Here is a 21152-nt window from a genome sequence, read left to right on the forward strand (position 1 = left end):
TTATAGAGCCTTCTCAGTTACAAGATGACGGATGGAGATATACTTTTTATGGATGAGATTTCACAGATGATGATGGCATCAAAAAAACCTGGAGCGGAATAATTATCAACTTTCCGCCAGGTTTTTTGTCAGCGTACCCTCACTCGAATATCGTAACGCGGCATTGCACGTTCAATAGCCTGTTTTATCTGGGCAATCCATTCCTGTTTATCAGCATCGGATAAATTTTCCTGCTCGATATTAGCAGTAACACGGGCAGTCGTGCTGTCGATGATGACTCGCTGTACTTCAACACCGGGAACACTTTCCGCCGCGCTCCTGATTAGTTCTCTGTCTTGCTTCAGCCCCCATGTGTCGCCGACATTCCGCATGGTCCTCGGATGATAATTATCTGTCGGGGCATCATTGGTAAAGTAAGCTCCCTGTTCGTCTTCGCTGACGCCACGGGAATTACCTTCATTACCGCCACATGCTGTTAAAACTAACCCTGCAAGAGCAATCGTCGCTATCCACTGTCGCTTCATACCTTCCACTCCTTTTTCCTTAGCATGTCCGTGATAAAGGAGAATATGAGCGACTGCAGGAAATCTGCGGTAAACACCCGCAGCTCTGGCGCGAGTTATCAGCGGAGCACGGGCCAGAATCAGCGGAAGCAATTTTTATGTCGAGAAGCTGCGCTGCAAAATTTTATACTTTATCTAATGTAAAAAAGCCAGAACAGAAAGCGATAAACTTTCGGTTCTGGCATCATTCTGATCAGGCACGATTTTCAACAGTACGGCTGTTCACTTGCGGTTGCCTGGGTTTATTAGGTACTTCATGGTGATGTCGGCATCTTGGTTCGTAAGATTCTGAAGCTCCGACTAAAATAATTGGATCATCATAGGATGCTGGACGACCATCTATCAGTCGTTGCGTCCGACTGGCTGGAGATCCGCAGATCGGGCATATAGCATTCAGCTTAGTGACCATTTCGCTTAGAGCCATTAATTCCGGCATCGTACCAAACGGCTCTCCACGGAAATCCGTATCCAGACCGGCTACAATTACCCGGACTCCTTTGTCGGCTAACGCTTCGACAACCCCTACAACTTCTTCATCAAAAAATTGCACCTCATCAATACCGACGATATCCACTTCGTCATTCACTGTATCAAGAATATCCCTGGCATGGTCAACGGGCCTTGCGAGTACGGATGTGCCATTATGAGACACGATGGCATCCTCGGAATAACGATTGTCTATTACTGGCTTGAATACCCGGACAGACAAATTGCCATATGTAGCACGACGTACACGCCGAATCAATTCTTCCGATTTCCCACTAAACATACTCCCGCAAATCACTTCGACCCATCCGCTTTGTTTCATCACATACACGTTACTAGTCGCTCCCTTCTCATACTGACGCAACTTCTTATACCGTTAGAAAAACTTGGCTTGTCGCCAAGTCTTAATGGCAAAAGCCTTCGTTTTACTTATACTTTATTCCTTTAACAAAGTTAAACTTTCTTAAAGTAAAAAATAAGGGAGCTGCCGTCAAGCGTTCTGTGACGTCTGCGCCCCCTTTTTTTCCGCCTATTCGTACAAAAAAACAGGCAAAAGATAGACAATTTGCCTGTTTTTCGTGTAATCAGCATAACCTGTATAGGAAATCCTGCTATTACTTAATGTTGTATTTTTTCTTAAAGCGATCAACACGGCCGCCTTCTTTATCAGCTTTCTGCTTACCTGTGTAGAATGGGTGAGAAGCTGAGCTGATTTCTACACGGATCAACGGGTATGTGTTGCCATCTTCCCACTCGATTGTTTCTTCGGAAGATTGTGTGGATCCGCTTAGAAATTTGTAATCAGAACTTGTGTCTAGGAATACAACTTTACGGTATTCTGGATGAATTCCATTTTTCATGTTCTTCCACTCCTTTTTGCCCTGAATCCTTTAGAAACAGAGTTATTGTAAGAGCCGTAATGGACAGACATTCTGTCCGTTCTCGAAACTCACATAGAATGATTATAACAGGGGCAGATTTTCAATGCAAGAACTTGTTCTACTTTCCTGAAACTTGCGGCCTTCTGCCCGGAGATTTGCCTTTCATTTCTTTGCTCATGATGTCGAAAAACTCTTCATTGTTTTTCGAAGCTCTCAGACGGCGGTTGAAACGTTCGGCGAAATCAGGGGCATCGGACATCGTTTTCCGGATCGCCCATATTTTTTCAAGCTGCTCTTTAGGAAGCAGCAATTCTTCTTTCCTTGTACCAGAACGAAGCACATCAATGGCAGGAAAGATCCTGCGCTCAGCTAGGCTGCGGTCAAGATGCAGCTCCATGTTTCCGGTTCCTTTGAATTCTTCGTAAATGACGTCATCCATACGCGAGCCGGTGTCGACAAGGGCTGTCGCCAGGATGGTAAAGCTGCCGCCTTCCTCAATATTTCTTGCAGCTCCGAAAAAGCGTTTCGGCCGGTGGAAAGCTGCCGGGTCGATACCGCCGGATAACGTCCGGCCACTCGGCGGGATGACAAGGTTATAGGCCCTTGCAAGCCTTGTGATACTGTCCATCAAAATAATCACATCGCGCTTGTGCTCTACAAGACGCATCGCGCGTTCTAGCACGAGTTCCGAAACCTTGATATGGTTTTCCGGAACTTCATCAAATGTGGAACTGACGACATCGACATCCTCTGCAACAGACCGTTCGATATCGGTAACTTCCTCAGGACGTTCGTCTACAAGCAGGATGATCAACTTCGCGTCAGGATGGTTGATGGAGATACTGTTGGCCATTTGCTTGAGGAGCATCGTCTTCCCTGCTTTTGGCGGCGCGACAATCAACCCGCGCTGGCCATATCCGACCGGGGACATCAGATCCATAATTCGGGTGGAAATGTTTTTGCTTTTCGTCTCAAGCTTCATCATCCGATCAGGATAAAGCGGTGTCAATGCTGGAAAATGGACACGCTCTTTCGCTGTTTCCGGATCTTCTCCGTTCACTGCATCAACGTGAAGCAGTCCGTAATAACGCTCGTTTTCTTTGGGCGGGCGGACTTTCCCAGAAACCTTGTCCCCGTTCCGTAAATCGAATCTGCGAATTTGGGATGCGGAAATATAGATATCCTCTGCGCTTGGAGAATAGTTGATCGGACGCAGGAATCCGAATCCTTCTGATGGAATGATTTCAAGAATACCATCCATGAACAAAAATCCGTCCTTTTCTGCCTGTGCCTTCAATATCGCGAAAATCAATTCACGCTTAGTCAGCTTTGCATAATAGGACACTTTATACTGTCTTGCTTTTGCATACAAGTCTTTCAATGTCAATGTTTCCAAATGAGAAATGGATAAATCTGCCATAAATATTCACCACTCTAGTATTATTTTTTTCCATGCATACTGCTCCAATGCCCGACTACTCTATTTGAAAAGATAAAGGAAGGTTGCCGTGTAAACTGGCAAACTATTACTTTCCTGACAGGAAGATAATATTTTCCGAAGTGAAAAGAAGGTTTCTCGAAGCTATGTTTGGGAAGCTCATAGGGGTTTTCACTATTTGCCTGTTATTTAAACATTTATCATTTTAACTCTTTTGATAGGATATATTCAATAAAAACAAGAAAAAAATTCGGGGAATTTCAACAAACAGGTTGACAGCAGTATGGAAAATAGGGATAAAGGAAGCCGCCGGACGGCTTCCTCCCTATCATGGTTTAATGACTAGATTCGGTTTTTTCTTCAAGCTGTGGTCCCCATCGATGAATCTGACGGTTCCTGATTTTGCCCGCATAACGACAGTCTGGGTAGTAGCCTTCGTCCCTTTGAACTGGACTCCTTGAAGAAGCTCGCCATCTGTGACGCCTGTCGCCGCAAATATAGCATCTTCTCCTCCACAGAAATCCTCCATATACAGGACTTTATCAATATCAGTGATCCCCATCTCTGCACAGCGCTCTTTTTCTTCATCATTGGAAGGCAGCAATTTCCCCTGAATTTCTCCTCCCAGGCATTTCAAAGCGACTGCAGCGAGCACGCCCTCTGGAGCGCCGCCCGAGCCAAACAGGATATCGACACCTGTGTGGTCGAATGCTGTATTGATTGCAGCTGCGACGTCACCATCAGGAATCAATTTGATTCTTGCTCCTGCTTCCCTGATTTCATCAATAACCTTTTCATGCCTTTTTCTATTCAGAACGATGGCGACCACGTCTTCTACTTCTTTATTTTTAGCTTCAGCTACAGCCTTCAGATTGTCGGCAATCGATGCGTTGATATCAATCTTACCGACTGCCTCCGGGCCGACTGCGATTTTATCCATGTACATGTCCGGTGCATGCAGAAGCTGTCCATGATCAGCAATAGCAATGACAGCTAATGCGTTCCATGTTCCCTGTGCGACGATGTTTGTCCCTTCCAGCGGATCGACAGCTACATCCACACGCGGGCCATAGCCATTACCTAATTTTTCACCGATGTAAAGCATCGGTGCCTCATCCATTTCTCCTTCACCGATGACCACTGTGCCCTTCATCGGAACGGTATCAAACACATCACGCATTGCAGACGTGGCAGCGTCATCCGCTTCATCTTTCTTCCCTCGTCCCATCCAGCGTGCTGATTTTAGTGCCGCCGCTTCGGTGACACGTACTAATTCCATTGTCAAACTTCTTTCCATGGTTTTTCCTCTCCCATTCGAATAAGAATTTTCCTCATCTCCATGGAAACAATAGTTGGCAATTTCCTAGTTTTGAAACTGCTCGACTTCCTGTTCTGACATCTCCTCATGCCAGATAGTCGCACCTAAATTCGTAAGCTTTTCAGCAAGGTCCTCATATCCTCGCTCAATATGCTCGATTCCTGTAACTTCAGTTACTCCTTTTGCCATTAGGCCTGCAATGACGAGTGCTGCACCAGCACGCAGATCACTCGCTTTCACCTTCGCCCCTTCTAACCTGGAAGGACCGGAAATAATTGCAGAACCGCCTTCCACTTTAATGCTTGCGTTCATTCTGCGTAACTCGTCAATATGCTTGAACCGAGCCTGGTAAATGGTGTCGGTGACAACACCAGTACCATTCGCTTTGGTAAGCAATGCGGTAAATGGCTGCTGCAGGTCAGTCGGAAAACCTGGATGTACGAGTGTTTTGATATCGACGCTACGCAAATTGTCACTCGTTTTGATGAACAGCTGTTCATCACCTTCTTCCACCGTGACGCCCATTTCGCGCAATTTTGCAAGCAATGACTCTAAATGCTGTGGAATGACGTTATCGATGATCATTTCCTCGCCAAGTGCAGCTGCTAGAATAGTATAAGTCCCTGCTTCAATGCGATCCGGGATAATCGTATGGTTGCACCCGCTTAAGCGTTCCACGCCTTCGATACGGATCACATCTGTACCGGCTCCTTTGATTTTCGCTCCCATGCTCGAGAGCAGGGTAGCGACATCAATGATTTCCGGTTCTTTTGCGGCGTTTTCAATGATAGTCTTCCCTTTGGCACGAACGGCAGCGAGCATGATGTTGATAGTGGCCCCAACACTGACGACGTCAAGGTAAATCCTCGCACCTCTGAGTTCCTCAGCTCGGAGGTAGATGGCACCTTGTTCATTCGTCACTTGTGCTCCAAGTGCCTCAAAGCCTTTGATATGCTGATCGATCGGCCTCGGGCCCAAGTGGCATCCGCCAGGCAGACCGATAACGGCTTTTTTGAACCGGCCGAGCATCGCGCCCATGAAATAGTAAGAAGCTCTTAGCTTCTTTACTTTTCCATTCGGCAATGGCATCGAAATCATTTCAGACGGGTCAATGCGTATTGTCTGACCTTCTTTGGTCACCGTACCACCGATTTCCTCGAGGAGATCCCCAAGAATCTGCAAGTCAGAAATTTTCGGCAGACCCTCAATGGTCACAGGGGAATCTGCCAATATCGCAGCCGGTAGTAAAGCGACAGCACTATTTTTCGCACCGCCGATTCTCACTGTTCCGTTCAACCTTTTTCCGCCTTCTACTAATAGTTTTCGCATGTCTAACTCCTCGCTTTTAATCCCGCAATCATAAGTGGTACTCATGATTGTCCGATTGATCAGAATAAGGAAACAGTTTTTCCCAGTAATCCGGGGTGTGCTTTTCCTGTGCCGTTAGTTTGCACATTTTTTCCAATTTCATGCTTACTTTTGTTGGTTCCAATCGGCTAAAAATTTCTCGATTCCCTGATCAGTGAGCGGATGCTTGACAAGCTGCTGCAATACCTTGATTGGAACTGTTGCGATATGCGCTCCATGGAGTGCAGCTTCCGTAACGTGGACAGGATGGCGTATAGACGCGGCAATGATCTCAGATTCAATGCCATGACGGTCAAAAATTTCGGAAATTTGAGCAATCAGGTCCATACCATTATGACCGATGTCATCCAGGCGGCCCAAAAATGGAGAAACGTACGCTGCTCCTGCCCGCGCAGCAAGCAGGGCCTGGTTTGCGGAAAAAATCAGCGTAACATTCACTTTAATATTCAAATCAGCCAGGGCTTTTACTGCTTTCAAGCCCTCCAATGTCATTGGAACTTTTACAGTAATATTCGGCGCAATAGCTGCAAGTTCCTTCCCTTCCTTGATCATTCCCTCTGCATCCTCTGAAACTACCTCTGCACTGACAGAGCCTTTCACTTCATCAGTAATTTCCTGCAAGCGATCATGGAACGAAACACCTTCTTTGGCTACCAGACTCGGATTAGTTGTTACACCGGCAAGTACCCCTAGAGCGTTCGCTTCTTTTATATCCTCAATGTTAGCTGTATCAACGAAGAATTTCATTTGTATATTCCTCCCCATTTCCAATGGTTGCGTTTTCAAATCATGCTGAAAAGGAAACCGTTTTTAGACAAACGGCTTCCTTGATACGTGCTTTTTATGCTTGATTAGACGAACCGAATTCACGCATTTTACCGATCACTGTTTCTTTGATGGCGTCGCGTCCTGGTCCAAGATATTTACGCGGGTCATATAGGTCTGGTTTTTCAGCCAGTACTTCTCTTACTTTTTTACCTTGAGCAATTTGGTTTTCCGTGTTTACATTGATTTTAGCTGTCCCGAAAGAGATCGCCTTTTTAATATCATGAGTAGGAATTCCTGTTCCACCATGAAGGACAAGCGGCTTGTCTACAAGACCCATGATTTCTTCCATACGGTCGAAACCAAGGTTCGGTTCACCCTTATATGGTCCATGGACAGAGCCAAGGGCCGGGGCAAATACGTCAACGTTTGTTTCGTCAACCAGCTGCTTACATTCAGAAGGGATGGCATACGCTGCTTCTGCATCCTCTACGATGATATCATCTTCTTGTCCACCTACACGGCCAAGTTCTGCTTCAACGGATACACCGTGGATGTGAGCAAGCTCTACAACTTTTTTCGTAACAGCGATGTTTTCATCAAGCGGGCCGTGGGAAGCATCAATCATGACAGACGTAAAGCCGGCATGTATCGCTTCTGCACACTTTTCAAAACTGGAACCGTGGTCAAGATGGATAGCAACTGGAACAGTGGTTCCATATGAGTCCATCAATGCTTTAACCATAGAAACAACAACATTGAATCCACCCATATATTTTGCGGCACCTTCGGAAACTCCGAGGATGACTGGTGATTTCTCTTCTTCTGCAGCTTGCAGAATCGCTTGCGCATACTCTAAATTGTTAAGGTTGAACTGGCCGACACCGTAGCGTTCTTCCTTAGCCGTTTCGAGCATTTCCTTCATTGATACTAAAGGCATGAAAGCTCCTCCTTCAAAATTGGGTATATTATTACCAGCACGTTTACAGATACGATGATGATCGCAGGAACCCGTCAGCCTCCAGTTCGGAAAGGGGCTGCCAGAATTAAAAACATGCTATGTAAGTTCAGTCACAGTAATAGAATACCAATACCCAAAGGAAGGTGCAACACTACCATTTGAATAGAACGCTTACATCAGGAAAAAATGTTTATCAATTTTTACCATTAAGTATATCAGCTATCATTTCCTTTACGTCAATAATGTTAAAAGGCTTTGAAATCACTTTTCGGACAAAGTGAAAATCTTTTTCTTCCCCAAGACTATCGACCGATAATCCTGTCATCAGAATGGCTGGTTTTTCATATCCTTCTTCCTTCAAATGATGCAGCAGTTCCCCGCCATTCATGACCGGCAAATTGTAGTCTACCAGGATGAGGTCCGGGTTGTTCCCTTTGATATATTCCAAGGCCTCCTGACCTGTTTCCTTACAGCTAACCTGGAATCCTTCGCTTTTGATGACTTCCTCCAGCAGCATTCTTATCCCAGGCTGATCATCTACAATCAATACTCGCTTGGCCATGATTCTCCCCTACCTTTCGAACTTTTATCATAGTATGAATAATAGCTCACTCATTTCAATTCTTGACGATGGCCTGTTTCTCCTGCCGAAATTTGGGAAAATGCAACCTATTTCCCAACAAATTGGTAAAATATCTGTGTTTATTTAAAAAGATGCAGGATTTATGTCGAAAGATTCCTCCCTGTATTGTTTTCCATACAAGGTTTCCGTATGGTATAACTATGCTGCAAAGCTCCATACAGAAATTTCATTAAAGGTGGTATGTTTCATGCTCAAAATGCTGACCACACAACTGACAGGTAAATTTCAGCAGATTCAGGAAAAAGAGGAATTCGCTATCGAAGATGCCGCCAGGGCGCTTGCCCAGGCTATCGTCGGTGATGGCAAAATATATGTGAAGGGCTTTGGAGAAATGAAAGCCCTGGAAGCGGAAATGCTCAAAGGAAAAGAAACCTTGCCTAAATGCTTTCGCTACAAGGAAGACGTCACTTTAAGCGATATCGACCGAATAATTATCGCCTCCCGATTCACAGATGACGAAGACGCCATTGTACTGACGGAAAAAGCACAGGAGCAAGGAGCACAGGTCATCAGCTTGTCTGCCGCGGACGATTCTGATGATCCCTCAAAGCAGCAAGCTGATTTCCATATTGATACAAAGGTGACCGACTCCCTGCTTCCGTTTGATATGGAGCGCATCTGCTTTCCCGCCGTCCTGACAATGCTATATGCGTATTACGGCATTTTTGTAACAGTAAAAGAAATTCTGTCTGAATATGAATGATAAAAAAGTTCTTATAATCTTAAGGAACTGGTCGTCGATTCTCACGCCAGGGATTGCTCGCTGATCAGAATTTGATCGCCCAGCAGTGAAATCGAGAATACGATCGCCACGCAGGAAAATATGCTTGTCGATTGCCAGAACTCATACCGACGGGTGCTAAAAAGTCATGCTCTGAGGTCACGACTTCCTTATTATTCCTTCAACAGTACAGCGTGCGAGATATCGGCGGAATATGGGCTGAAATCAGCGGAACGAAGCCGTTATCAGCGGATCAAAGCTCAGAATCAGCGGACGGGGCACAAAATCAGCGGAGGGACACCTGGAATCAGCGGAGCAAGGCTCTAGGTTTAATAAACAAAAAATCATGAAGGAATAGTTTATGATATCCTAATTAAAGACAAAAAGGTCTGTATGGACATAAAAATCCATACAGACCTTTTTTTATAAATCCTATCTTTTCTCTTTGATCGCCTTCACACAGCGAGCGGGGAAACTAGATCCAGAAGGAGTATGTCCACTTGCTTACTTTTGATAAGTGGAGGCTGCTCCAAGGAAGCCATGGAATAATTCCTGCGGCCGTGTCGGGCGGGATTTAAACTCCGGATGAAACTGGCTTGCGACAAACCAAGGATGTTCTTCTACTTCAATGATTTCGATCAGACGGCCATCAGGACTAGTTCCTGAAAATTTGAATCCATTCTCTTCCATCTGCTCTCGGTAATGATTATTGAATTCGAACCGGTGGCGATGACGTTCGTAAATGACTTCTTCACCATATGCTTGCTTCGCTTTTGAATCTTTTTCCAGTTTACATGGATAGATACCAAGACGAAGTGTACCCCCAAGGTCAGAAACTTCCTTCTGTTCTGGCAGCAGGTCGATAATAGCATGAGGGGTTGAAGGATCAATTTCTGCTGAATGAGCTCCCTCCAGGCCAAGTACATTACGGGCGAATTCTACTGTCGCAAGCTGCATGCCAAGACAAATACCCAGGAATGGAACTTTGTTTTCCCGTGCGAAACGGATAGCCTCAATTTTCCCTTCAATGCCTCTATCTCCAAAACCGCCGGGAACAAGGACGCCATCCGCCCCCTCAAGTTTTTCTGCCACATTTTCGCTGGTGACATTTTCGGAATTAACCCATTGAATGTTGACATCAGAATCGTAGGAATAGCCAGCGTGTTTTAATGCTTCCACGACAGAAATATAAGCATCTGGAAGCTCTACATATTTACCGACCAACGCAATGTTGATAGTTTTTGACAGGCTGCTGACCTGATCGACAAGTCCTTTCCACTCTTCCATGTCAGCAGGCTGACAGTTAAGCCCGAAGTGCTCACAGGTAAGCTGGTCCAGGTTTTGGTTTTGCAGCATCAACGGTACTTTATATAGAGTATCTGCATCGATCATTTCAATGACTGCTTTTTTATTGATATCACAGAACAAAGCGATTTTCTCTTTCATCTCTTCTGAAATTTCCATCTCGGTCCGCAATACAATTACGTCCGGCTGAATTCCGAGAGAACGAAGCTCTTTTACACTATGCTGAGTCGGTTTTGTTTTCATCTCGCCGGCTGCTTTGATATAAGGTACAAGAGTACAGTGAATATACATGACCTGTTCACGGCCGATATCACTTTTGATCTGGCGGATCGCTTCCAGGAATGGGAGGGATTCGATATCTCCGACCGTTCCACCGATCTCCGTAATAACAACATCAGCATTGGTCTCATGACCAGCCCGGAAGACGCGTTCTTTGATTTCGTTGGTAATGTGCGGGATGACCTGGACAGTTCCGCCCAAATAGTCACCGCGACGTTCTTTTTTAATGACATGGGAGTATACTTTCCCTGTTGTCACATTGCTGAATTTGTTCAAGTTGATGTCAATGAAACGCTCATAGTGACCAAGGTCAAGGTCTGTCTCCGCACCGTCCTCTGTCACAAAAACTTCCCCGTGCTGGTACGGGCTCATCGTTCCTGGGTCAACGTTCAGGTATGGATCAAATTTTTGGATTGTCACTTTCAATCCACGATTTTTCAATAGTCGGCCAAGTGAAGCGGCAGTAATACCTTTCCCTAAGGAAGATACAACTCCACCTGTTACAAAGATGTATTTTGTCACAGTCATCCCTCTTTCTATTTATTTAAAGTTAGCATTACTTCCCATTTTTAAACACGGGCAGCACCAAATAATGAAGGAATGGCAAGCAGGATGCCTGCTTACCATACGCTTGCAAGGACATATTTCTGGGTTGATGATTCACTGGAATTTATGAAGCAGCAACCTTTTAAAGATAGACTAAATAAAAAAAACGCCCCCCTGTTATGGGGAGCGTAAAATTTCAACGTTCGCATTTTTTAAGAGCCCAAATAAGATTGTACTTATTTACGATTTGAAAGTCAAGCATTCGATCAAAGGTCGTCGTCTTCCTCATCCTCATCATCGTCACCGATGAAGCTGATGTCATCTTCAATGACTTCTTCCTCTTCTTCATCCAAATCATCTTTGTCATAATCACCGTCAAAACCATCATCAGATTCATCGTCCAAATCTAATTCATCATCTTCGAGATCCAAATCTTCTTCCAAATCCTCGTCAAGGATAGCGTCATCCTCTATGGCAGCCTTACGTTTTTTCGACTTTTTCTTCTTGCGTTTCTTTGGCAGGTTGGAAATTTCCTCTTCCATTTGCTCCACTGGATACCAGCGTTTCAGTCCCCACTTATTCGTACCAATGGTCATGAATCCGCCATCGATGTTCATATCGGTATAGAACTGAGCAATATAATCTTCTTGTTGCTGTTTCGTATAACCTTTCATATCAGCAATTTTATAGAACAGGTCATTGAAGTCGATTGCCTGGCGTTCGTCCTCCAGGATGATGGTGGCGAGGTCGATCATGGACAATTCTTCGATACGGTCTTTGCTTAATTCTTTCAAACTCAAGGTCCAGCACTCCTTTAATGTTATTAATGTATAAGAGTATGTTTTTCCACAGGTTGTCATTTAAGTCCATCTGCTTGTTAAACATATCATTGGAATCACACGAATCACATGGAACCATACCTATCATTATATGTTCAGCAAAACTAAAAATCAATGATGTGCCATCAGGGATTGCAAGTAGTTCACACTTTTGGAATGACTTGGTCTCCCAGCTTATTTATCGTAAAATAAAGTTTATCCGAAGATTTGTAAAGTTAAACAAAGGAGAGAGATTCATGCGTTTTGCAAAATGGACAGTTATCATCATTGCCCTTGGGCTGTTTTGTACTTACTTATACAATAACTACGGGATAATTAACACTGAACATATGACTGATGTGCAGATTGAAAAAAAAGTGCATGAAGGCAAAAATTATTATATTTATGTAGAAGATGAGAAGTTAAAGGTAAAGGATAAAAACACCTGGATGCTGCTCACTTCTGAAAAGCAATATGATCTGACTTATGAATGGTATGGAACCATTACTCCATATATCAAACAGATCAATCAAACCGGTGATCATGATACTGTGGGTGGAGGGCATTAACTTTTTATTGATATTCACGGCAGGAGATGCTCGCTAAAAACGCTTGCCGCCTGATACTTGTCGCGGGCACGGCGTACAGCAGGTAGATCTAAATTTCTTTGAGTTAAACTTCATGAAGAAATAGAAAGCATAGGATCCCTCAATATTAAAGTCAAAAACGGTCTGTTTGGAAATAAAACTCCATACAGACCGTTTTTTCTAGTCAACTTCCATAACGCGGGCTTCTGCTTATGCGGGGCGCGTCTGGCAAGCCCCTTCCGCTTTTATTTATCCAGCTCCAGGGGCTAGAAGCTTGCGACATAAGCAGCCTCCCTCCTTCCGCCAAAGATCAGGCGGACTGCGGGCTTCTGCTTATGCGGGGCGCGTCTGAGCAAGCCCCCTCCGCTTTTATTACATATTTCTTCTGTATTGGCCGCCTACTTGGTAGAGGGCGTTGGTGATTTGGCCTAGACTTGCGTATTTGACGGTTTCCATCAGTTCTTCAAAGATGTTGCCGTTGCTTGCTGCTACCTGTTTCAGGCGCTGCAGGGCTTCTTCAGTTTTTGCTTCGCTGGTTTGCTGGAATTTGCGCAGCTCAGTGATCTGATGTTCTTTTTCTTCCTTGGTTGCCCGGGCAATTTCCATGGAATTGATTTCGTCTTCTGTCGGCGGTGTCGGGTTCAGATAGGTGTTAACACCGACGATAGGCAGTTCGCCGGAGTGTTTTTTACCTTCATAATAAAGGGATTCTTCCTGAATTTTTCCACGTTGGTACTGGCGTTCCATTGCACCGAGTACGCCTCCACGATCGTTGATTCTTTCAAACTCCTGAAGTACGGCTTCTTCCACCATATCTGTCAATTGCTCGATGATATAGGAGCCCTGTAAGGAGTTTTCATTTTTAGTGAGACCGAATTCTTTGTTGATGATCATCTGGATAGCCATCGCACGCCGGACAGATTCTTCTGTCGGGGTCGTGATAGCTTCATCGTAAGAATTGGTATGCAGGGAGTTACAGTTATCCTGGATGGCGATCAATGCCTGCAGCGTTGTCCGGATATCATTAAAGTTAATTTCCTGGGCATGCAGGGAGCGGCCGGATGTCTGAATGTGATATTTCAGTTTCTGGCTTCGTTCGTTTGCCCCGTATTTTTCCTTCATGACTATGGCCCAGATCCTGCGTGCTACGCGACCCATAACCGTGTATTCCGGGTCAAGTCCGTTTGAGAAGAAGAAGGACAGGTTCGGTGCGAACTTGTTGATATCCATTCCTCTGCTCAAATAGTACTCGACATACGTGAAGCCGTTTGCCAAGGTGAACGCGAGCTGTGTGATCGGATTCGCACCTGCTTCAGCGATATGGTAGCCGGAAATCGAGACGGAATAATAGTTACGGACCTCATTGTCAATAAAGTACTGCTGGATATCCCCCATCATGCGAAGTGCAAATTCAGTGGAGAAAATACACGTATTCTGGCCTTGGTCCTCTTTTAAAATATCTGCCTGAACTGTCCCGCGTACGACATGCAGTGTATCGGCCTTAATTTGTGCTGCTTCTTGTTCATTCGGCTTGCGGCCATTTTCTTCTTCGAATTTATTCAACTGCTGGTCGATGGCTGTATTCATAAACATCGCTAAAATAATCGGGGCCGGGCCATTGATTGTCATGGATACCGACGTCAATGGATTGGTAAGGTCAAAGCCGTCGTACAGTTTTTTCATATCTTCCAGGGTACAAATGCTTACGCCGCTCTCGCCGACTTTCCCGTAAATATCCGGGCGCTCATCCGGATCTTCCCCATACAGTGTTACCGAGTCGAAAGCCGTGCTCAAACGCTTGGCATCATCGTCTTTGGAAAGGTAATGGAAACGGCGGTTCGTCCGCTCCGGCGTACCTTCCCCTGCGAACTGGCGCTTCGGATCCTCTCCTTTTCGTTTGAACGGAAATACCCCAGCTGTAAACGGGAAAGCACCTGGAACGTTTTCCTTAAGAAGCCAGACGAGACGATCGCCCCAGTCATTGTAGGATGGCAGCGCAACTTTAGGAATTTGAAGTCCTGCCAGGCTTTCCGTAGTCAGATCCATAGTAATTTCTTTATCGCGGACCTTAAACGTATAGGTGTCACCGCTATAACGCTCATGAAGGGAATCCCAGTCATCAAGCTTTTCTTTCACTTTTGGATCGATGTCTTTCTCATATTGCTCGATCAGGTTATCAATTTTTTCTGCAGCATCTTCGCCTTCAAGTGCCTCTTTCGTGCCTTTCAACTGATAAAGCTTGCGGGCTTTCTGTGCCTGCTCCTCTGCCTTTTCATGATAATTCCTGACCATCATGGAAATGTCGCGCAAATATTGTTTACGCTCATTCGGAATGATGACGTTTTGTTTTTCCGCTTTTTTCACGCGTTCAAAAGAAGTTTCGTCGTTCCACTCGTACTTTTTGTTAAGCTTGTCAATAAGAGCTGCAAACAAGGTGTTTGTTCCTGGATCATTGAACTGGCTGGCAATTGTTCCGAATACCGGGAATGTCGATGGGTCGTCATGGAAAAGCATATGACTGCGCTGGTACTGTTTTCGCACCTGGTTGAACGCATCTTCCGACCCTTTTTGTTCAAATTTATTGATGACAATGAAGTCTGCGAAATCGATCATATCAATTTTTTCCAGCTGGGATGGGGCACCGAATTCGGATGTCATCACATACATAGATAAATCTGACACATCCGTTACGGCGGCATTCCCCTGGCCGATCCCACTTGTCTCCACAATAATGAGATCAACACCGGCAGCTTTCACTACCTGAATGGCTTCTTCGATCGATTTGGAGAGCTCAGACCTTGAATCTCTCGTTGCCAAAGAGCGCATGTAGACGCGGGGATGGAAAATCGCATTCATGCGGATCCGGTCACCAAGCAATGCTCCACCTGTTTTCTTTTTCGTCGGATCAATCGAAAGAATAGCGACTTTCTTTTCTGGTATTTCATTGATAAATCGGCGGATTAACTCATCGGTAAGCGAGCTTTTCCCCGCTCCTCCTGTGCCGGTAATACCAAGGACAGGAATATTTTTCGTCGTACTTTTTTCTACGGCAGCTTCAAATTGTGCAGCTGCTTCCCGTTCACCCTCCGGCGTGTTCTCCACATAAGTTATAAACCTTGCGATTGCCTGAGGGTTTCCTTTTTGCAGCTCTTCCACTGCTTTTTCTGCATCCATCGGAGGAAGGAAATCACAATCCTCCAGCATCTGGTTGATCATCCCCTGCAGGCCATGTTCCCGGCCGTCTTCCGGTGAAAAAATACGGGCGACGCCATATTCATGGAGCTCCTTGATTTCCCGGGGGATGATGACACCGCCGCCACCGCCATATACGCGGATGTGGCCAGCGCCTTTTTCCTTCAGTAGATCAATCATATATTTGAAATATTCCACGTGGCCGCCCTGATAGGATGAGATCGCAATCCCCTGGACATCCTCCTGGATGGCGGCATTGACCACCTCTTCAACGGAGCGGTTATGCCCCAGGTGAATGACCTCTGCGCCTGAAGCCTGCAGAATACGGCGCATGATATTGATGGACGCATCGTGGCCATCAAACAGACTCGAGGCAGTCACAAAACGGACAGGGTGTTTCGGTTGATAAATTTCAGCTTGTTCCATGTTCGCCTTCCTCCTGTTCTAAGAAGTTTGGGTGTCTTGCATGCGATTAAGATTGAGCCCTTCTAATAAAAAATGTATCTGCCTTCTTGTATAGCTTTCCAATGTGAATTCCTTCTGGAGCATCCAGCGGCGGAAGCCCCACATCTGACCTTGAACAAAAACATTATTGGCAATCAGAGAAATATCCTCCTCAGGAACCTGATGGGATATACTGTTTCTGATCACTTGCTTCAGCATCTCGAGCATATCCTTTTCCTTTTTCAGGACATATTCCTGAGCATCCCGGGATAAGGACTTCACTTCCTGGTACATGACAACTACTTCATCCTGCATTTCGTCCATCAGCTGAAAATAAGAAGTGACTGCATTGGTCAGGCTGTCGATCGTCTTGTTTTCTGTGTCGATAGCCTCTTCCATCCGCAGCTTTACCCGCTCATAAATCGAATCGCAGACAAGGAATAGGACATCTTCCTTTGTTCGGATATATTCATAAAGCGTTCCGATGCTGAAACCGGAAGCCTTCGCGATTTCCCGGGTCGTCGTCTTATGGAAGCCTTTCTCAATGAATAAGGACACCGCTCCTTTGATCATTTGCTCTCGCCTTTTTTCGACGAGAACCTGATCTTTGATCGATGAATGGATGTGCTGATCAGCCATGTTGGTTTCCCCCTTTTTCCTTCCATTCCTGGAACCATTCTTTGGCCATCTGGTAAGGGTCTGCAATGAGGTCACGGAAGGCTTCCTGTTTGGAATCTTCTGCTTCTATTTTTCTATATACCTCTCGCCAGATCTCTTCTCGTATCAAATCGTAGACTTCGAGTTTAAGCTGCCGCTGACGCTGTTTCTGACCTTTGTGCGATTCATATAAATAGGTTCGATGACGCTGGATTTCTGACCACAAGTCATCTACTCCCTTATTTTCGGTCGAGACAGTGCGGATGATTGGCGGCACCCACCCCTTGGGATCAGCGATCATGATATATTCTTCCAGGGTAGCCTTCAGACGGCCGACACCGGGAAGATCAGCCTTATTAATGACAAATAAATCGGCAATTTCCATAATTCCTGCTTTGAATATCTGCAGCACATCCCCACTGTTCGGTGTCAGAACAAGGGCTGTCGTATCAGCTACTTTCATGATATCGAGCTCTGACTGACCAACTCCGACAGTTTCGACGAGTATGACATCAAAACCGTACGCATCACAGACGCGGAGCGTATCCTTCGTCGCCCGTGCTAATCCCCCGAGGCTCCCCCTGGTGGCCATGCTTCTGATGAAAATTCCCGGGTCGGTGAAATGCTGGTTCATGCGCACACGGTCACCAAGAAGTGCGCCGCCGCTGAATGGACTGGTCGGATCAACTGCAATTACTGCAACCGTTAAGCCCTTTTCCCTCAGGTGGGTCAGCAGCCGGTTGACGAGTGAGCTTTTTCCCGCTCCAGGAGAACCGGTGATACCGATATAATGCGCGTTTTTCTTTAAGGAAAAAATGTCACTCAACATGTCGAGCTTTTCTGGTGAATCATTTTCGACCAGAGTGATGGCCCGTGCCAGTGCACGCATATCCTGTTGTTGGATCCGTTCCGCTAATGGATGCATGTAAGTCGACCCTTTCTCGCCGGAGATCTAAATGCCTATTTTGTCAGCATGCGGCCAATGACAAGGCGTTGAATCTCATTTGTTCCTTCATAGATTTGTGTGATTTTGGCGTCCCGCATGTAGCGTTCGACAGGATAATCTTTCGTATAACCATAGCCGCCGTAAACCTGGACAGCTTCAACAGTAATCCGCATGGCGGCATCTCCTGCAAACAGCTTTGCCATAGCGGATGCTTTCGCGTAAGGCTGGCCTTCTGATTCCAAGTGCGCTGCCTGGTATGTGAGTAATCTGGCAGCTTCCACTTCTGTCGCCATATCAGCAAGCTTGAAGGATATTCCCTGATTCTGTGCAATCGGCTTTCCGAACTGTTCACGTTCTTTCGCATAAGCGACGGATGCATCAAGTGCTCCCTGGGCAATGCCGACTGCCTGGGCAGCGATTCCGTTTCGCCCGCCATCCAGTGTCATCATCGCGATTTTGAAGCCCTGGCCTTCTTCACCCAGAAGGTTTTCTTTTGGTACCTTGCAGTCTTCAAAAATCAATTCTGTCGTAGGAGAGGAACGAATACCGAGCTTTTTCTCTTTTTTTCCAAAGGTGAAGCCAGGGGTGTCTTTTTCGACGATGAATGCACTGATGCCACGGCTGCCTGCTTCGGGGTCCGTTTTCGCAAACACGATATAGATATCCCCGACGCCGCCATTTGTGATCCATACTTTATTTCCGTTCAGAATATAGTGGTCGCCATCCAGTTTCGCCTGGGTACGCATAGAGGAGACATCACTGCCGGCACCTGGCTCTGACAATGCATAAGCACCAAGTTTTTCACCGGAAGCCAGCTGAGCAAGGAATGTCTTCTTTTGTTCTTCATTTCCGAACTTGAAAATCGGCCAGCTTGCCAGCGAGATGTGGGCGGACAACGTCACACCAGTGGACGCACATACCCGAGACAGTTCTTCAACGGCGATTACATAGCTGACAAAGTCAGAGCCGATGCCGCTGTACTCTTCCGGCCACGGAATTCCTGTCAATCCAAGCTCCGCCATTTTATCGAATAATTCACGGTCAAATCTTTCTTCCTCATCGCGCTCCGCAGCCGTTGGTTCTACTTCATTCCTGGCAAAATCCCGCACCATTTTACGGAGCATTTCTTGTTCTTCTGTCAGTTGAAAATTCATCGGAATCTCTCCTTAAGCTTAAGTATTAGTCTTTGAGCAGATGGTTGCTGATGACAATATGTTGAATTTCGTTCGTGCCTTCATATATTTCACAGACTTTAGCATCCCGGAAAAAGCGTTCAACGGGATAGTCCTCGGTATATCCATAGCCGCCGTAAACCTGGACAGCTTCGATTGCATTTTTCATCGCCGTTTTGGAGGCGTACATTTTTGCCATGGAGACTTCTTTTCCACATGGAAGGTTCGCTTCCTTCAAGGCTGTAGCATGATAAGTCAGAAGCCGTGCCGCTTCCACTTCTGTTGCCATGTCTGCCAACTTAAAGGCCAGACCCTGCTGCTTTGCAATCGGCTTCCCGAACTGTTCCCGTTCCTTGGCATAGGCAACGGCATGCTCCATAGCCGCCTCTGCGATACCTAAGGACTGGGCGGCAATTCCGATTCGTCCAGCGTTGAGATTGGACATAGCAATCTTGAAGCCTTCTCCTTCGTTTCCGAGGAGCTGGTCTGCTGGTACTTCGCAATTATCAAAGTTCAATTGCACCGTACTCGAACCATGAAGCCCCATTTTTTTCTCTGTTTTCCCAATCTCAAAACCCGGAGCCCCCTTCTCTAAAATGAACGTACTCACCCCGCGAGAACCAGTTTCTTCCATATTGGTGCGGGCGAAGACGATAAACGTGTCTGCGTGGCCCCCGTTGGTGATGAATACTTTGGAGCCGTTCAGGATATATTTGTCGCCTTGTTTCACAGCTCTGGTCTTCAGGCTCCCTGCGTCCGAGCCTGCGCCAGGTTCTGTCAATGCAAATGCCCCAAGGTATTCCCCGGAAGCAAGTTTAGGAACATATTTTTTCTTCTGGTCCTCGGTACCGAATGTCATAATCGGGAACGTGCCGACCGACGTATGGACAGACAAAATCACGCCTACAGTCGCACTGACTTTCGAAAGCTCATGGATGGCAATGATATAAGAGGTATAATCCATGCCAGCACCACCGTATTCTTCTGGGATCGGTATCCCCATCAGGCCTAATTCTCCCATTTTGCTGATAATCTCTTTCGGGAAGCGGTCTTCCTTTTCCATGCGTTCGATAGCCGGCGCGACTTCTTTTTGTGCGAAGTCACGCACCATCTTGCGCATCATTTCCTGTTCATCCGTAAACTGCAGATTCATAGCTGTTCTCTCCCCTGGCAATCAATTTTCATAGGTATAAAAACCACGGCCTGACTTCTTACCGAGCCATCCCGCTTTCACATATTTTCTGAGAAGCGGGCATGGACGGTACTTGCTGTCACCAAATCCTTCATAAAGCACTTCCATGATATATAGACAGGTATCCAACCCGATGAAATCCGCTAACGTCAGTGGTCCCATTGGGTGATTCATCCCGAGCTTCATGACTGTATCGACATCATCCGGTGATGCAACACCTTCATAAACGGTATAAATGGCTTCGTTTATCATCGGCATAAGGATTCGGTTAGAAACGAACCCAGGGAAATCATTGACTTCAACTGGTGATTTACAGATTTTTTCGGTGACATCTTTAATAGATTGATAGGTTTCATTACTGGTCTGGAGTCCGCGAATAATTTCTACAAGCTTCATGACCGGAACAGGGTTCATGAAATGCATGCCAATTACCTGTGACGGACGTTCAGTTACTGCAGCGATTTCCGTAATCGGCAGGGATGAAGTATTTGATGCCAAAATAGCATGTTCCGGAGCAATCCCATCCAGTGTTTGAAATATTTTCGTCTTGACGTCCATATTTTCTACAACAGCTTCGATGACAAGATCACAGTCGGAAGCATCATGGATTTCTGTGGTATAAGAAAGGTTACCGAGGGTTTGTTCCTTTTCCGCCTCTTCTATTCTTCCTTTTTCCACAGCTCTTACCAGCCGCTTTTCAATACCGTTCTTTCCTTTTTCGATAGCTTCTTCTGCGATATCATTCAATTTGACGGTAAAGCCATATTGGGCACAGACCTGAGCAATACCAGCTCCCATCTGTCCGGCACCGACCACCATCACTTTACTGATTGACATATCTGCGTTTCCTCCTCCGTTGGTTGAAATGTG

At 45.9% G+C, this 21152-nt stretch carries 19 protein-coding genes; 2 read left to right on the forward strand and 17 right to left on the reverse strand.

What is annotated here, in order from left to right; all coding sequences use genetic code 11:
- Nucleotides 1–128: 128 nt before the first annotated feature.
- The 9 genes from JOC33_RS03305 to JOC33_RS03345 all read right to left on the reverse strand — a co-directional run bounded on the left by JOC33_RS03305 (nt 129) and on the right by JOC33_RS03345 (nt 8342).
- Entirely contained in the window at nt 129–524 is a 396-nt protein-coding gene (locus JOC33_RS03305; RefSeq protein WP_205090904.1) for a hypothetical protein, read from the reverse strand.
- Between the two features lie 232 nt (nt 525–756).
- On the reverse strand, nt 757–1380 hold the full coding sequence (locus JOC33_RS03310; RefSeq protein ID WP_205090905.1) for a thymidine kinase: 624 nt from the start codon (nt 1378–1380) through the stop codon (nt 757–759).
- A gap of 283 nt (nt 1381–1663) precedes the next feature.
- Entirely contained in the window at nt 1664–1909 is a 246-nt protein-coding gene (locus JOC33_RS03315; protein WP_205090907.1) for a type B 50S ribosomal protein L31, read from the reverse strand.
- A 139-nt stretch (nt 1910–2048) separates the two neighbouring features.
- A complete protein-coding gene (gene rho / locus JOC33_RS03320) occupies nt 2049–3350 on the reverse strand; it encodes a transcription termination factor Rho (RefSeq protein WP_205090909.1) in 1302 nt (433 codons plus the stop codon).
- Nucleotides 3351–3696: 346 nt separating this feature from the next.
- Nucleotides 3697–4665, reverse strand: a complete 969-nt coding sequence (gene glpX / locus JOC33_RS03325) for a class II fructose-bisphosphatase (RefSeq protein WP_205090912.1) — start codon at nt 4663–4665, stop codon at nt 3697–3699.
- A gap of 66 nt (nt 4666–4731) precedes the next feature.
- Nucleotides 4732–6015, reverse strand: a complete 1284-nt coding sequence (locus tag JOC33_RS03330; RefSeq protein ID WP_205090913.1) for a UDP-N-acetylglucosamine 1-carboxyvinyltransferase — start codon at nt 6013–6015, stop codon at nt 4732–4734.
- Nucleotides 6016–6159: 144 nt separating this feature from the next.
- The gene (fsa, locus tag JOC33_RS03335; protein ID WP_205090914.1) at nt 6160–6801 is read right to left on the reverse strand and encodes a fructose-6-phosphate aldolase; all 642 of its coding nucleotides are present in this window, start codon (nt 6799–6801) and stop codon (nt 6160–6162) included.
- 94 nt (nt 6802–6895) lie between these two features.
- The gene (gene fba / locus JOC33_RS03340) at nt 6896–7759 is read right to left on the reverse strand and encodes a class II fructose-1,6-bisphosphate aldolase (protein ID WP_205090915.1); all 864 of its coding nucleotides are present in this window, start codon (nt 7757–7759) and stop codon (nt 6896–6898) included.
- Nucleotides 7760–7973: 214 nt separating this feature from the next.
- On the reverse strand, nt 7974–8342 hold the full coding sequence (locus JOC33_RS03345; RefSeq protein WP_205090916.1) for a response regulator: 369 nt from the start codon (nt 8340–8342) through the stop codon (nt 7974–7976).
- Between the two features lie 268 nt (nt 8343–8610).
- On the opposite strand from JOC33_RS03345, the gene JOC33_RS03350 reads away from it, so the two are divergent.
- Nucleotides 8611–9126, forward strand: coding sequence for a DUF2529 family protein (locus tag JOC33_RS03350; RefSeq protein WP_205090917.1), 516 nt, complete (start codon nt 8611–8613; stop codon nt 9124–9126).
- A gap of 522 nt (nt 9127–9648) precedes the next feature.
- On the opposite strand, the gene JOC33_RS03355 is transcribed toward JOC33_RS03350, so the two are convergent.
- Nucleotides 9649–11250, reverse strand: a complete 1602-nt coding sequence (locus JOC33_RS03355) for a CTP synthase (protein WP_205090918.1) — start codon at nt 11248–11250, stop codon at nt 9649–9651.
- A gap of 290 nt (nt 11251–11540) precedes the next feature.
- On the reverse strand, nt 11541–12074 hold the full coding sequence (rpoE, locus tag JOC33_RS03360) for a DNA-directed RNA polymerase subunit delta (protein ID WP_205090919.1): 534 nt from the start codon (nt 12072–12074) through the stop codon (nt 11541–11543).
- A gap of 275 nt (nt 12075–12349) precedes the next feature.
- Between rpoE and JOC33_RS03365 the strand changes: the two genes are divergently transcribed.
- Nucleotides 12350–12661 carry a hypothetical protein gene (locus JOC33_RS03365; protein ID WP_205090920.1) on the forward strand — a complete coding sequence of 104 codons (312 nt, stop codon included), beginning with the start codon at nt 12350–12352 and terminating at the stop codon, nt 12659–12661.
- 390 nt (nt 12662–13051) lie between these two features.
- Here the strand turns inward: JOC33_RS03365 and icmF are convergent, their stop codons facing one another.
- From icmF to JOC33_RS03395, 6 genes are read right to left on the reverse strand one after another with little or no spacing between them, the layout of a single operon-like run.
- Entirely contained in the window at nt 13052–16297 is a 3246-nt protein-coding gene (gene icmF / locus JOC33_RS03370) for a fused isobutyryl-CoA mutase/GTPase IcmF (RefSeq protein WP_205090922.1), read from the reverse strand.
- 18 nt (nt 16298–16315) lie between these two features.
- Nucleotides 16316–16954 carry a TetR/AcrR family transcriptional regulator gene (locus JOC33_RS03375; RefSeq protein ID WP_205090924.1) on the reverse strand — a complete coding sequence of 213 codons (639 nt, stop codon included), beginning with the start codon at nt 16952–16954 and terminating at the stop codon, nt 16316–16318.
- Nucleotides 16947–17897: a methylmalonyl Co-A mutase-associated GTPase MeaB gene (gene meaB / locus JOC33_RS03380; protein ID WP_205090926.1), complete on the reverse strand. Its 951-nt coding sequence runs from the start codon at nt 17895–17897 to the stop codon at nt 16947–16949. Before meaB ends, JOC33_RS03375 begins: the two co-directional genes overlap by 8 nt.
- 35 nt (nt 17898–17932) lie before the next feature.
- Nucleotides 17933–19072 (reverse strand): acyl-CoA dehydrogenase, encoded by a 1140-nt coding sequence (locus JOC33_RS03385; protein ID WP_205090928.1) that lies wholly within the window; start codon nt 19070–19072, stop codon nt 17933–17935.
- A gap of 25 nt (nt 19073–19097) precedes the next feature.
- Entirely contained in the window at nt 19098–20243 is a 1146-nt protein-coding gene (locus JOC33_RS03390; protein WP_205090930.1) for an acyl-CoA dehydrogenase, read from the reverse strand.
- A 21-nt stretch (nt 20244–20264) separates the two neighbouring features.
- A complete protein-coding gene (locus JOC33_RS03395; protein WP_205090932.1) occupies nt 20265–21119 on the reverse strand; it encodes a 3-hydroxybutyryl-CoA dehydrogenase in 855 nt (284 codons plus the stop codon).
- Nucleotides 21120–21152: the final 33 nt, after the last annotated feature.

This window comes from Thalassobacillus pellis, from assembly GCF_016908295.1.
In the GTDB taxonomy this organism is placed as follows: domain Bacteria; phylum Bacillota; class Bacilli; order Bacillales; family Halobacillaceae; genus Thalassobacillus; species Thalassobacillus pellis.

Excerpts from the sequence above, each read along its gene's own strand:
- fsa (WP_205090914.1), bottom strand. The coding sequence starts at position 6,801 with ATGAAATTCTTCGTTGATACAGCTAACATTGAGGATATAAAAGAAGCG.
- JOC33_RS03365 (WP_205090920.1), top strand. The coding sequence starts at position 12,350 with ATGCGTTTTGCAAAATGGACAGTTATCATCATTGCCCTTGGGCTGTTT.
- JOC33_RS03390 (WP_205090930.1), bottom strand. The coding sequence starts at position 20,243 with ATGAATCTGCAGTTTACGGATGAACAGGAAATGATGCGCAAGATGGTG.
- JOC33_RS03385 (WP_205090928.1), bottom strand. The coding sequence starts at position 19,072 with ATGAATTTTCAACTGACAGAAGAACAAGAAATGCTCCGTAAAATGGTG.
- icmF (WP_205090922.1), bottom strand. The coding sequence starts at position 16,297 with ATGGAACAAGCTGAAATTTATCAACCGAAACACCCTGTCCGTTTTGTG.
- JOC33_RS03375 (WP_205090924.1), bottom strand. The coding sequence starts at position 16,954 with ATGGCTGATCAGCACATCCATTCATCGATCAAAGATCAGGTTCTCGTC.
- rho (WP_205090909.1), bottom strand. The coding sequence starts at position 3,350 with ATGGCAGATTTATCCATTTCTCATTTGGAAACATTGACATTGAAAGAC.
- glpX (WP_205090912.1), bottom strand. The coding sequence starts at position 4,665 with ATGGAAAGAAGTTTGACAATGGAATTAGTACGTGTCACCGAAGCGGCG.
- JOC33_RS03315 (WP_205090907.1), bottom strand. The coding sequence starts at position 1,909 with ATGAAAAATGGAATTCATCCAGAATACCGTAAAGTTGTATTCCTAGAC.
- meaB (WP_205090926.1), bottom strand. The coding sequence starts at position 17,897 with ATGCATCCATTAGCGGAACGGATCCAACAACAGGATATGCGTGCACTG.
- JOC33_RS03330 (WP_205090913.1), bottom strand. The coding sequence starts at position 6,015 with ATGCGAAAACTATTAGTAGAAGGCGGAAAAAGGTTGAACGGAACAGTG.
- JOC33_RS03350 (WP_205090917.1), top strand. The coding sequence starts at position 8,611 with ATGCTCAAAATGCTGACCACACAACTGACAGGTAAATTTCAGCAGATT.
- JOC33_RS03395 (WP_205090932.1), bottom strand. The coding sequence starts at position 21,119 with ATGTCAATCAGTAAAGTGATGGTGGTCGGTGCCGGACAGATGGGAGCT.
- fba (WP_205090915.1), bottom strand. The coding sequence starts at position 7,759 with ATGCCTTTAGTATCAATGAAGGAAATGCTCGAAACGGCTAAGGAAGAA.
- JOC33_RS03305 (WP_205090904.1), bottom strand. The coding sequence starts at position 524 with ATGAAGCGACAGTGGATAGCGACGATTGCTCTTGCAGGGTTAGTTTTA.
- JOC33_RS03345 (WP_205090916.1), bottom strand. The coding sequence starts at position 8,342 with ATGGCCAAGCGAGTATTGATTGTAGATGATCAGCCTGGGATAAGAATG.